Below are 12,286 nucleotides of genomic sequence, written 5' to 3' on the forward strand. Positions count from 1 at the left end.
CCGAGGGAAGCGGGGGCCCGCCGTCCGGCGGAAGTCTCCCGCAGGACGGCGGGCTGCGTAACCGTTTCGTCTCGGGAACGGCGGGTTGCGTAACCGTTTCGTCGCAGCGTGGGCCGGTCTACAACCCAACTCCTCCGGCGCCGGTCTAGCCCGCACAGAGTGCACCACGCATGTGGACGAAGGGGGAAGGACCGCCATGGGGGACATACGCAGACGGGGAGCCGTCGTACTGGGCATCACGGGGCTGGTGGCGCCGCTGACCGTCGCGCTGGGCGCGGCGCCGGCGCAGGCGGCGAGCTGCAGCACGCAGACCGGTCCGTATCAGAAGCAGGTGGAGAGGTTCCTCGGCCGGACCGTCGACGGCAGGCAGTCCGCCGCCGACTGCCGGGCGATCAAGGCCTTCCAGACCAAGCACGGGATCACGCCGAACATCGGGTACGCGGGGTCGGTCACCTGGGGCGTGATGGACCTGATGAAGAAGCAGAAGGCCGTCGGGAACAACCCCAACAGGGACGGCAGGTGCCCGGTCAACAAGGGCCGCATCGCCTGCGTGAACCTGACACTGCAACTCAGCTGGATCCAGGACGGCAGCAGGCTCGTCTACGGTCCGGTCCCGGTCCGCACCGGACGCAACGGATACGAGACCCGCACCGGCCTGAAGAAGATCTACTGGCGCAACATCGACCACGTCTCGACCATCTACAACGTGCCGATGCCCTACAGCCAGTTCTTCGACGGCGGCCAGGCCTTCCACTCCGTCGGCGTGAGCATGTGGAACCCGCCCGGCTCGCACGGCTGCGTCAACATGACGAAGACCAACGCCAAGAAGTACTGGTCGCTCCTCAAGAAGAACGACGACGTCTTCGTGTACGGCCGCAAGCCGGGCACCTGACCGGTTGGCCTGGTCGGCCCGGCCGCCCCGAAGGGCAGCCGGGCCGGAGTCGATACCGGGCCGGTCACTCTTCGGGTGCGTCCCCGAAGTCCGGTATCTCCAGCCTTGCCCCGCCCTGCCGCGCGGAGTCGTGCGCGACGATGCCCGGCAGGGTGTAGCGGGCGGCCACCCACGCGTTCACCGACGGCAGGGTGCGCGTGTTCACCGCGGTCACGAAGTCGTCCACCAGGAAGTGGTGGCTCCCCTCATGGCCGTTGTGCAGGTGGTCGAACTCCCGCGGCAGCCGCGAGCGGTCGTGCACCGGCGCCGAACCGGAGGTGAAGGCGGCCCTGAGGTCCGGCGCGATGTGCTGGAGTGACGGGTCGTCAGGAGACATGGTGGGCTTGGGCTCCAGCAGCTCGCTGATGTCCTTGACGCCCTTCTTGTCCTGCCACATGGCCACCGTGGCGAGCTGTTCCATGCTGGCGTCCGTGCCGAAGAACCGGAAACGCGACTCCCTGATGTGCGAGGGGTAGCCGACCCGCCGGAACTCGTTCGTACGGAACGATCCGCCGCCCGCGACCTCGAACAGCGCGGTCGCGTTGGAGAAGTCGTTGCCGAACTGGCTGACCTCCTGGTCGAATACCCCGTCACCGCGATCGTCCTTGACACCGATCGCGGACACGCTCACCGCATGCGTCTGCCAGGCACCCAGCACCCCACCCACCGAGTGCGTCGGGTAGAGCAGCGGCGGATAGCTGGCGGTGGATTTCCAGTCCTCGCCGCCGCTGTACTGGTAGGCCTCGTAGAACCCGAGGTCCATGTCGTGCACATAGTCGCCCTCGGCGTAGAAGAGCCGCCCGAAGGCTCCCTCGGCGATCTGGTTGCGGGCGTGCACGGTCGCCGGGTTGTACTGGCTGGTCTCGCCCATCATGTACGTCAGACCGGTGGCGCGTACGGTGTCGATGATCGCCGCGATCTCCTCCGCAGTGATCGCCATGGGCACCGCCGAGTACACGTGCTTGCCGGCGTTCAGCCCATGGACCACCAGCGGTCCATGGGTCCAGCGCTGCGTGAAGATCGCGACGGCGTCGACCGCCTCGGACTCCAGCATCGCCTCGTACGAGGGGAAGGTGCCCGACAGCCCTTCCGCGGACGCCAGTTGCTCGGCCCGCTCGGGCAGGAGGTCGGTGACGAAGACCTCGCTCACGCCGGGGTGGGCCAGGAACAGCTTGGCGAACTGTCCCGAGAACTGTCCGGCACCGACGATGCCGAGGGAGAACGTCATGTAGGGGGTGCCCTTCACTGGTCGATTCACTGGTCGAGGATGAGGTTGATCTGGTCGTTGGTCTCGTCGAGGCTGCTCACCGGCTTGCCGTTGCCGTAGATGTCCTCCATGGCGGGCTGCATGAGCGCGGTGACGTCGGCCGCGTAGTTGGTGATCGGGTAGGAGAACGTCCGGAAGTTCTTCTTGTCGGCCACCGGCTCGGTGAAGGCCGTGACGTCGATGCCCTTCTTCTTGTAGGCGGCGGTGGCGGCCTCGGTGCCGGCCGGTGTGGCGGGGAAGACGACCCCGGCCTTGCCGACCACGGTCTGGCACGCGTCGGAGGCCAGATACGCCACCCACTTGCGGGCGTTCTCCTTGTTGTCGGAAGCCTTGCTGATGGAGTCGGCGAGGCCGTTCATCATCGTGGCGCGCTTGCCGGTCGGACCGGCCGGGGTGAGGGCGGTGCCGGCGTCGATGCCCTTGGTGCCGTAGTACGTGGAGATCATCCAGGCACCGTCGAAGACGGCGGCGGCCTTGCCCGCGGCGAACTGCGTGATGCCCTGGTTGGACTGGATGTTGTAGTCGGAGAAGGGGGCCATGTAGCCCTTCTTCGCCAGGCCGAAGTACCAGTCGATGGTGGACTGGAAGGCCTTGCTGTCGTACTGGTACTCCGTGCCCCACCGGGCCTTTTCGGTGTAGCTCCACCCGGCGGAGCCGGTGAAGGTGCTCCACTGGGTCTGGCCGTCGCCCATGCCGCCGCCCTGGGTGGCGAGCCCGTACACCTTGACGTTGTTCTTGTCGAAGCCCGGCTCGTCGCCCCGCTTGCCGTTCTTGTCGACGGTCAGGTGGGCGATCGCCTTCTCGAAGGTGCCACCGTCCTTGGGGTTCCAGGAGAGGCTGTTGAGCTGCTCGGCGGTGACGCCGGCGTCCTTCGCCATCTTCTGGTTGTAGAAGAGCGCGACGGTGTCCCAGTCTTTGGGGGCGCCGTAGCGGTGACCGTCCTGGCCGATCCAGCTGGCGGCGAGCCCCGGCTGGTAGTCGTCGTTCTTGATGCCCAGGTCGTCGAGCGGCTCCAGCACCTGCAGATCGGCGAACTGGCCGAACTTCTGGATGTGGTCGGTGAAAACGTCCGGCTGGGTGCCCGCGATGAAGCCGGCGGTGAGCTTGGTCCAGTAGTCGCTCCAGCCCAACTGGGTGATCTTGACCTTCAGGCCCGGGTTCTCCTTCTCGAACCCCTTGGCGCAGGTCTGGTAGGCGGGCAGCTGGTTGGCGTCCCACAGCCAGTACGTCACCGTGTTCGCGGAGGCCCCGGTGGAGTCGCCGTTCGCGCAGCCGGTCACCAGGGACAAGGTCAGCGCTCCGGCCAGCGCGGTCAGCGTACGAAGTCGCATGGTCATTCCCTCACTTGATCCCGGTGAAGCCGATGGAGCTGACGATGCGGCGGGCGAAGCAGGCGAAGAGCACCAGCATCGGCAGCGCGGCGATCAGCGTCGCCGCCATGAGCCCGGACCAGTCGACGCCGGTCGCCGGGGTCTGCGCCCGGAAGACCGCCAGCGCCACGGTCAGCACGCGCGAGCTGTCGCTGTACGACACCATCAGCGGCCAGAAGTAGTCGTTCCAGGACGTGATGTACGTCAGTACCGACAGCGTGATGATCGGGGTGGACGCCATCGGCAGGACGACCCGGAAGAAGATCTTGATCTTTCCGGCGCCGTCGAGCAGTGCCGCCTCCTCGACCTCCCGGGGGATGTTCATGAAGAACTGCCGCAGGAAGAACACTGCGAACGGGGTCATGAACATCGTCGGCAGCGCGATCCCCAACAGCGTGTCCACCAGCTGGAGTTCCTTGATGAGCACGAAGTTCGGCAGCAGCGTGAAGATGGTCGGCACCATCAGCCCGGCCAGGAACAGGGCGAACACCTTGTCCCGGCCGCGCCAGCGCAGCCGTGCGAAGGCGTACGCGGCCATCGCGGAGAAGAAGATCTGGCACGCGGTGATCACCGTCGAGACGCCCACCGAGTTGAGCAGATAGCGCCAGAAGTCGAGCCCGCCGCCCGCGCCGCCCTGCGCGACCGCCTCCTCGGCCGACTGCAGACCGAGGGCCCGCTCGAAGCCGCTGGTGGTGAGGTCGACGGGCAGCGGGTTGGTGGGGTCGGCGCCCAGGCCCGCGTTGGTGGAGAGCGCCGTGCGCAGGATCCAGTAGAAGGGCAGCATGGTGATGAGGACGATCAGGCCCATCCCGGTCCAGGCCGCGGCCCGCCCGAAGGAGAACCTGCGCCGCTCCGGTCGTATCCCGGTATTGGTCGCTGTTACGGCAGCCATGTCGGTATCTCCCTTCCGTCAGCCGAGGTCGCTCTGGCCGGCCCGGGTGAGCCGGTACTGCAGGACGGTGATCGCGCTCAGCACGACCAGCAGGGCCACCGACATCGCCGAGGCGTAGCCGAACTGGAAGCGGCCGAAGGCGGAGCCGTAGATGTAGTACTGCAGGACGTTGGTCGCGTTGGCCGGGCCGCCCGCGGTGGTCACCGCGACGGTGTCGAAGACCTGGAACGAGCCGATCACCGTCATGATCAGCACCACCGCCAGTACCGGCCGCAGCAGCGGCATCGTGATCCGCCAGAACATCCGCCACTCACTCGCGCCGTCGACCCTGGCCGCCTCGTACATGTCGTTCGGGATCGCCTGGAGCCCGGCGAACAGGAGCAGGGCGGTGTAGCCGACGTGCCGCCACACGTTGATCAGGGCGATGGTGGGGATGGCCCAGGTCTCGTCGGCGAGGAAGGGGATGCGGTCGGCGCCGAGACCGCTGATGATCTCGTTGCCGATGCCGAGCTGGGTGTCGAGCATCCACAGCCACACGAGGCCGGCGACGACGTTCGACATCAGATACGGGGTGAGCACGATGCCCCGCAGCAGGGACGACTGTGTGAGCCGCTGGAGCAGGACCGCGATGGCGAGCGCCGCGACCGTCTGGACGCCGATGTTGAGGACCACGTACTCGACGGTGACCCACAACGAGTCCCAGAAGATCGGGTCGTTGACCATACGGACGTAGTTGTCCAGGCCCACGAACTCCGCCGGAGTCAGCAGATTGTACCGGGTGAAGCTGAGCCAGATGCCGCGCAGCGTGGGCCAGAGCAGGAAGACCAGGAAGCCCAGCATGGCCGGTGCGATGAAGACGGCCGCGAGGGCGCCGTCACCTTGGGGGCGGGCCTTGACCTTCTTCATGGGCGCCACGGCTTCGGCGCCCCTGAGTGGTAGGCGGGATGGTGGGCTGCTGGAGGCGACGGTCATCGGGGGACTCCCTGCTCTGCGGCTCGTCCTCGGGCCTCACTTACTTTTGATGCGGAATAATCTGTACGTCAAGAGCCGTGCACGCATCTTCTCGAAGCGCTGCTTCCGGCCTCGGGGTGGCCGTATCGCTTCCCTATTGCTTCCGCAGCAAAATAAAACGTGCGAGGATTCGGTCATGACCGCACTTGCCGCCAGTTGGCTGCCGCTCAGTCCCGGCGAGCGTTCCGTGGCGATCGAGGTGCTCACCCACGGTCCGCTGTCGCGCAGCGAACTCGCCCGGCGACTCGACCTCTCCGCGGGCAGCGTCACCCGGCTGACGAAGCCGCTCATCGAGTCGGGCCTGCTGGTCGAGGTCGCCGAGGGCGCCACGCTCGCCGAGGTCCGCCAGGGCCGCCCCTCCCAGCCCCTGGACATCGTCGCCGAATCCCGCAGATTCGTGGGCTTCAAGATCACAGAGGACATGGTGTACGGCGTCGTCACCACGCTCAGAAGCGACATCGTGGCCCGCCGCGACCGTCCGATCACCGGCCATGACCCGGACGAAATCGTCGACGTACTACGGGAGTTGACGGACGAGTTCGCGCGCGACTTCCCCGGCCTCGCCGGGATCGGCATCGGCGTGGGCGGCCGTGCCCACGACCGGTCCGTCGTCGACGAGTCGGCCTTCCTCGACTGGCACGACGTGCCCCTGGGCCGACTCGTCGAGGAACGCACCGGGCTGCCCGTCGTCGTCGAGAACGACGTGGCCGCGCTCGTCGAGGCCGAGAGCTGGTTCGGCGCCGGCCGAGGCCTCGACCGGTTCGCGGTCCTCACCATCGGCGCGGGCATCGGTTACGCCCTGGTGATCGGCGGAAAACGGGTCGCGACCGCGGAGGACGGAGTGGGCTACGGCCGCTTCTGGATCGTGAACCCCAACGGCCCGCTCACCCCCGACGGCCAACGCGGCAGCGCCGTCTCCCTGTTGACCAGCCACAACATCCGTTACCAGATCCAGGCCGCCACCGGCCAGGACCTGTCGTACGAGGAGATCCTCGCTCTCGCCGCCGCCGGTGATCCCATGCCCGCCCGCGTCATCGACGAGGCGGCCGGGGCCCTCGGCACCCTGGTCGCGCAGATCGCCAACTTCGCCATGCCCCAGAAGATCCTCCTCGCCGGCGAGGGCGTGGGTCTGGTCGACGTCGCGGGCCCGGCGGTCGAGGAGGCCATCCAGGCCAACCGGCACCCGCGGGCGGAACCGGTCAACCTGGAGACCAAGGTCTCCGACTTCCACGACTGGGCACGGGGTGCGGCCGTACTGGCGATCCAGGTGCTGGTGCTGGGAGGCGTCGAAGCGTGAGATCGCCGCAGCTCAGCCGCTACTTGCGAGTAGCCGGGATGACAGCGGCCACTCACCTGGCCTTCACACCGAGGCCCGTATGATTCACGCTATGTCCACCACTCCACACCGTGCGCCGACCGTCGGCGGGCGCTCGGCCGCCGAGGTCAACGAGGAGATCCGCGCCCTGTGGCTGCGGACGGGTGGCACGCTCAGCGGCGAGCAGCGGCAGGAGTACCAGCGGCTGGTGCTGGAGTGGGCGGCCGCCTACGAACGTGCCTCGAACACCCCTGTGACCCAACCGCCCGCGGACTCCCGCAAGGCGGCGTGACCGGGCGGGCTCTTCAAGTGCCTCGTCATCCCTTCATCGCCCCCTGAAGCAGTCCCGCGATGAAGCTGCGCTGGAAGATCACGAAGAGGATCAGGATCGGCAGCATCACGATGATCGTGCCCGCGGCCAGCGTGGGGATGTCCGTGGTGTTCTGACCGACGAAGAAACCGAGGCCGGCCGGCGCGGTGTGCCTGGTGGTGTCCTGGATGAGGACCAGCACCAACAGGAACTGGTTCCAGGACCACATGAAGACGAGCAGACCGAGCGTCATCAGGGACGGGCGGGCCAGCGGGAGCAGCACCCGGAGCAGGATCGTGGCCGACGAGGCGCCGTCGATGCGGGCCGCCTCCACCAGTGACACGGGCGTGGACCGGAAGTGCGTGCGCATCCAGAACACGCTGAACGGCATGAACAGCGCGATCTCCACCAGGATCACACCCAGGTACGAGTTGGTCAGGCCGAGGTCCCGCAGGTCGAAGTAGAGGGGGACCACGATCAGTTCGACCGGGATGGTGAGTCCGGCGATGAAGAAGGCCGCGACCGCGTTGCCGCCCGGCAGTCGCATGGTGCCGAGCGCGTAGCCCGCCAGCGCGGCGAGCACCAGGGAGGCCGGGACGACACCGACCGCGATGATCAGGCTGTGCCGGATGAGATCGGAGAACCCGGCCACCGACCACGCCTGCTGGTAGTTGTCCCAGCTCCACCTCTCCGGCCAGGTCAGGCCCACCACCGGCGTGCCCGCGGGCTGCACGGAGGCGAGGAAGACACTGAGGAACGGGATCACGACGGCGATCGCCATGACCGTGAGAAGCCCGTAGCCGGACCAGCGCTCCGAACGCGTGGCGGTGGTCATGGAGCCAGTCATGTCTCCGTCCTCGACAGACGGTTGATGAGGTAGACGATCGCGAGGATCAGACAGCCGAGAACGACGGCCAGGGCCGCCGCGAGCCCCACCTTGCCCTCGGAGAACGCCAGCCGGTACACGAGGAGACCGGGAACGGTCGTCTGCTCACCAGGCCCGCCGTTCGTCGTCACGTACACGATGTCGAAGCTGGCCAGCGCGGCCACCGTCGTCACGGTCATGGCCACGGCCAGCTCACCGCGCAGATGCGGCAGGGTGACGGAGACGAACTCCCGGACCGGGCCCGCCCCGTCGAGCCGCGCCGCCTCGTACAGATTCGGATCCACCTTCTGCACGCCGCTGAGGAAGAGCATCATGCACAGGCCGCTCAGCACCCACGTGCCGACCAGGCCCACGGCGACCAGCGCGGCGTCGAAGTCACCCAGCCACGCCCGCGTCACACCGTCCAGGCCGACCGCGCTGAACGCCTGGTTCACCAGCCCGTCGTCCCCGTACAGCCAGCGCCAGGTGACACCCACCGCGACGAGGGGGATGACCTGCGGCAGCATGAACAGGAAGCGGTACGCACCCATGCCGGGCCGCCGGTAGCGGGCCAGCAGCCCGGTCATCGCCAGGCCGAGCGCGATGGGGATGAACGAGAAGAACACCACCAGCACAAGGGCGTTGAACACCGACCGGCGCAGCATGGAGTCCTGGAGGATCTCCTGATAGTTGCCGAGGCCGACCCACTCGCCCAGCGTGACGCCGTCCCACTCGAACAGCGACAGGTACGCCGTGTGCAGGGCGGGCAGCACCGCGAAGGCGACGTAGACGAGGAATGCGGGCAGTACGTACACATAGCCGCGCCACGCACCGCGCCCGCGGGTGCCCGGAGGCCGGACCGGCGGCCTACTCGGCATGGTGTTCCTCCCACTCGTCCTGAAGTGAGTCGAGGTAGTCCACGGGTTCGACGCGATCCGCGATGAGCTTCTGCACTCCGGAGCGCAGCCGGTCGAGCATGGCGGGCGCGGCGAAGTCGGGGAACGTCGTGATCCCGTCGTCGGCGATGGCCCGCCGATGGCCCTCGGCGATGTCGGCGAGCACGCCTTCCGGTTTCGCCACGGCCTCGGGGTTGGGCGGCAGGAAGCCGTTGTCGCTGATGATCTGGCCGGCCTCGGGCGAGGTCAGGAAGTCGAGGAACGCGCCTGCCGCTTCCGGGTGTTCGGTCCGGGAGGAGACGGCGTAGGCGACGCTGAACCCGGAGGCCACCGTGGGGGCGCCGGCGTTCTCACCCGGCATCGGGAAGAAGCCGACGTTGTCTCCCATGGCGGTCGCCAGCTGTCCGGCGGCCCAGTTGCCGTTGACCAGGAAGACGCTGTCGCCCTGGGCGAACTGGGCTGTGGAGTCGATCTGTCCGGTGCCGTTGGCGGACTCGTTGTAGTACCCCTTGCGGCCCCACTCGATGACGCGCTCGCTCGCGGTGAGCCCGGCCCGGGTCTCGATGGTGGCCCTGTCGGTGCCGTTGACCCAGTCCCAGTAGTCGTCCGTGGGCATCAACTGGTTGAGAAGCGCGGCCCACAGATGCAGACCGCCGGAGTCGAGGGCGCCGACGCCGAGCGGCGTCAGGTCCGCGTCCTTCGCGGCGGCGAGCTGCTCCTCGAACTCCGCCAGCGTTCTGGGCGGACCCTTGATCCCGGCCTGCTCGGCGAGCTCCTTGTTGTAGTAGATCCCGGTCATCGACAGACCGGCCGGGACCCCGAACAGGGCCCGCCCGCCGGTGGCCTCGCTCTTCCGCCCCGCCGTGAGCTGGTCGAGGCTGACCGGAGGGATCGACTCGTCCCAGCCGTACGCCTCCCGGTACGGCGCCAGGTCGAGGATGTGGCCGTCCTGAGCGAGGTCGGTCATCCCCACCGCGTACTGCGCGATGTCGGGGGCGGAATCGGAGGTCATGGTCAGCTTGAGGTTCTGGACGTAGTCGGAGAACGTCTTGTACTGCGGCTCGACGCTGATCCCGGGACGGCCCTTCTCGAACGCGGCGATCAGCGCGTCCACCATCAGCGGGGCGTCGGCGAACTGGACGCGCAGGGTGACGTCCCCCTCCGGCACGGCGGTCGAGGACGGGACGCTGCGCGGACCCGGAACCGCGGCCGTGCTCCCGGGTGTCAGGGCGTCGCAGGCGGCGAGCGGCAGTACGAGGGCGAGGGCGCAGGCCGCCCGGGCGATGCGGCGGCGTAAGCGCCGCGTGCTTTTCAACATCGGCCTCCTTGCCTGGTCTCGTCGGGCGGACCGGTGCGTCAGCCCCCTTCGGAGGCGCTGGCTGGGGAGTCGCTGACGTGGCTGTGGACCGTACCAAAGCGGCATGCGGCTGCCCAGACCCCCGGATGACCCCTCATGGCCACCAAGTAGCGGGACCAGCCCGGCAGTTGACCGGCACCGCACGCTCTGCTGTCGGCGAATCTGCTACGGGCCGAGATTCCTTACGCCACGCCCGAGTCGGGCCGAGGGTGGAGAGCACCGCGGCGATGCGGCAGTCACCACAAGGAGGAACGATGGCACCACTGAGCACCGGCCGGTCCCCGGCCACCGGCTGGGCCCCGGCCCTGACACCCCGAGCCGAGGAGGGCGACACACCTCCGTCACGGTTCGACGACCACCTGGCCGCCCAACTCCTCGGCCAGCGCATCGTGTTCCTCGGCACGCAGGTCGACGAGGTGTCCGCGAACCGCGTCTGCGCCCAACTGCTCGTACTGTCCGCCGAGGACCCGCGCACCGACATCAGCCTCTACATCAACAGCCCGGGCGGATCCGTGTCGGCCGGCCTGGCGATCTACGACACGATGCGGCTGATCCCGAACGACGTCGCCACCCTCGCCATGGGCTTCGCCGCGAGCATGGGCCAGTTCCTGCTCACCGTCGGGACGCCCGGCAAGCGCTACGCGCTGCCGAACGCGCGGATCATGATGCACCAGCCCTCGGGCGGCATCGGCGGCAGCACCGCCGACATCGCGATCCAGGCGGAGAACCTCGAGTTCACGAAGAAGACCGTCGAACGGATCACCGCCGAGCACACCGGCCAGAGCGAGGAGACGATCGCCCGCGACGGCGACCGCGACCGCTGGTTCACGGCCGAGCAGGCACAGGCGTACGGAATGGTCGACCGCGTCGTCGAGTCCCTCGACGACGTCCGCCCGGCCGCCTCGAAGCGACGGATGGGACTCTGACATGGCCCAGTACACGATCCCCAACGTGGTCGAACGCACCCCGCAGGGCGAGCGCGCGTACGACATCTACAGCAAGCTGCTCGCCGAGCGGATCATCTTCCTCGGCACCGAGATCGACGACGGCGTCGCCAACGTCGTCATCGCCCAGCTGCTCCACCTGGAGTCGTCCGCCCCCGAGCGGGAGATCGGGATCTACATCAACTCGCCCGGCGGCTCGTTCACTTCGCTCATGGCGATCTACGACACGATGACCTACGTCAGCGCGCCGATCTCGACGTTCTGCGTCGGCCAGGCCGCCTCGACCGCGGCGGTGCTCCTGGCAGGGGGCGACCCCGGACGGCGGCTGATCCTGGAGCACGCCCGGGTGCTGCTCGGCCAGCCCGCGAGCGGCGGCGCCCGGGGAACGGCCGCCGACCTCAGCCTCCAGGCCAAGGAGATGATGCGCATCCGTTCCCAGGTCGAGGAGGTGCTGTCGGTCCACACACAGCACTCCGTGGAGACCCTGCGCGCCGACATGGACCGCGACAAGGTGTTCACCGCGCAGGAGGCCGTGGCGTACGGCCTCGCCGACCAGGTGCTCAGCCGACGGGTGTTGGCCGCGGCGTAACGGGGCCGGTCGGCTCGGGCTCAGGCGGCCAGACGTACATCGCCGAACCGTGACTGCGCTTCGGTGTGCCGGGGCGCGGTGCGGGACCTGAGCGGTCGGGCGGGCCGGACGAGCCTGCTGTGGGCGCGGGCCAGCAGGTCGGCGAGGCCGAGTCCGAGTGCGTGGGCGGCGGCCGCGAGGACCTCGGACGAGGCCTCCTTGCGGCCGCGCTCCAGCTCGGAGAGGTACGGCATCGAGATCCGGGCCGCGTCGGCGACATCCTTGAGCGTACGTTCCTGAGCGAGCCGTTCACGTCGCAGGACATCACCGACGACGTCCCGCCACAGCGGCTCCTTGGGCGCCGGCTCGGCGGGCACAGCAGGTTCCGTCGGATCCGCCGGTACTGGTCGCGGTCGCAGGGGAATGACGCGGGCTTCGTCGGGCGCGTGGCTGCTCACCGCTCCAGCCTAGGAGCGTGACGCATGACGGGAAGGGGATCGCGTTCCGCCCTCGGCGAATCCTGAACGCCCCGTCACCACTTCCCGTACCTCCTGGCACAA

Annotated in this window: 13 protein-coding genes; 5 read left to right on the forward strand and 8 right to left on the reverse strand. The window is 68.4% G+C overall.

What is annotated here, in order from left to right:
* Positions 1-196 precede the first annotated feature (196 nt).
* Positions 197-892, forward strand: a complete 696-nt coding sequence (locus OP79_RS10505; RefSeq protein WP_033319785.1) for a L,D-transpeptidase family protein — start codon at positions 197-199, stop codon at positions 890-892.
* 64 nt (positions 893-956) lie between these two features.
* On the opposite strand, the gene OP79_RS10510 is transcribed toward OP79_RS10505, so the two are convergent.
* From OP79_RS10510 to OP79_RS10525, 4 genes are read right to left on the reverse strand one after another with little or no spacing between them, the layout of a single operon-like run.
* Positions 957-2,159 carry a Gfo/Idh/MocA family protein gene (locus OP79_RS10510; RefSeq protein ID WP_033319886.1) on the reverse strand — a complete coding sequence of 401 codons (1,203 nt, stop codon included), beginning with the start codon at positions 2,157-2,159 and terminating at the stop codon, positions 957-959.
* Between the two features lie 26 nt (positions 2,160-2,185).
* A complete protein-coding gene (locus tag OP79_RS10515) occupies positions 2,186-3,529 on the reverse strand; it encodes an ABC transporter substrate-binding protein (RefSeq protein ID WP_033319786.1) in 1,344 nt (447 codons plus the stop codon).
* Between the two features lie 10 nt (positions 3,530-3,539).
* A complete protein-coding gene (locus OP79_RS10520; protein ID WP_033319787.1) occupies positions 3,540-4,460 on the reverse strand; it encodes a carbohydrate ABC transporter permease in 921 nt (306 codons plus the stop codon).
* Positions 4,461-4,478: 18 nt separating this feature from the next.
* The gene (locus OP79_RS10525) at positions 4,479-5,432 is read right to left on the reverse strand and encodes a carbohydrate ABC transporter permease (protein WP_033319788.1); all 954 of its coding nucleotides are present in this window, start codon (positions 5,430-5,432) and stop codon (positions 4,479-4,481) included.
* 175 nt (positions 5,433-5,607) lie between these two features.
* On the opposite strand from OP79_RS10525, the gene OP79_RS10530 reads away from it, so the two are divergent.
* Both OP79_RS10530 and OP79_RS10535 read left to right on the forward strand, forming a co-directional pair.
* Positions 5,608-6,768 carry an ROK family transcriptional regulator gene (locus tag OP79_RS10530; RefSeq protein ID WP_033319789.1) on the forward strand — a complete coding sequence of 387 codons (1,161 nt, stop codon included), beginning with the start codon at positions 5,608-5,610 and terminating at the stop codon, positions 6,766-6,768.
* Positions 6,769-6,847: 79 nt separating this feature from the next.
* Positions 6,848-7,078, forward strand: coding sequence for a hypothetical protein (locus tag OP79_RS10535; protein ID WP_051744559.1), 231 nt, complete (start codon positions 6,848-6,850; stop codon positions 7,076-7,078).
* Positions 7,079-7,103: 25 nt separating this feature from the next.
* Here OP79_RS10535 and OP79_RS10540 read toward each other — a convergent pair whose 3' ends face one another.
* From OP79_RS10540 to OP79_RS10550, 3 genes are read right to left on the reverse strand one after another with little or no spacing between them, the layout of a single operon-like run.
* A complete protein-coding gene (locus OP79_RS10540) occupies positions 7,104-7,943 on the reverse strand; it encodes a carbohydrate ABC transporter permease (protein WP_245685270.1) in 840 nt (279 codons plus the stop codon).
* A complete protein-coding gene (locus OP79_RS10545) occupies positions 7,940-8,839 on the reverse strand; it encodes a carbohydrate ABC transporter permease (protein WP_033319792.1) in 900 nt (299 codons plus the stop codon). Before OP79_RS10545 ends, OP79_RS10540 begins: the two co-directional genes overlap by 4 nt.
* The gene (locus OP79_RS10550; protein WP_051744560.1) at positions 8,829-10,175 is read right to left on the reverse strand and encodes an extracellular solute-binding protein; all 1,347 of its coding nucleotides are present in this window, start codon (positions 10,173-10,175) and stop codon (positions 8,829-8,831) included. Before OP79_RS10550 ends, OP79_RS10545 begins: the two co-directional genes overlap by 11 nt.
* A 293-nt stretch (positions 10,176-10,468) precedes the next feature.
* On the opposite strand from OP79_RS10550, the gene OP79_RS10555 reads away from it, so the two are divergent.
* Positions 10,469-11,140: a ClpP family protease gene (locus tag OP79_RS10555; RefSeq protein WP_033319793.1), complete on the forward strand. Its 672-nt coding sequence runs from the start codon at positions 10,469-10,471 to the stop codon at positions 11,138-11,140.
* 1 nt (position 11,141) lies between these two features.
* Positions 11,142-11,747 carry a ClpP family protease gene (locus OP79_RS10560; protein WP_033319794.1) on the forward strand — a complete coding sequence of 202 codons (606 nt, stop codon included), beginning with the start codon at positions 11,142-11,144 and terminating at the stop codon, positions 11,745-11,747.
* Positions 11,748-11,767: 20 nt separating this feature from the next.
* Here OP79_RS10560 and OP79_RS10565 read toward each other — a convergent pair whose 3' ends face one another.
* Positions 11,768-12,184, reverse strand: coding sequence for a helix-turn-helix domain-containing protein (locus OP79_RS10565; RefSeq protein ID WP_033319795.1), 417 nt, complete (start codon positions 12,182-12,184; stop codon positions 11,768-11,770).
* Positions 12,185-12,286: the final 102 nt, after the last annotated feature.

Origin of the sequence: Streptomyces yerevanensis (genome assembly GCF_000716805.1) — a bacterium.
GTDB lineage: Bacteria > Actinomycetota > Actinomycetes > Streptomycetales > Streptomycetaceae > Streptomyces > Streptomyces flaveus.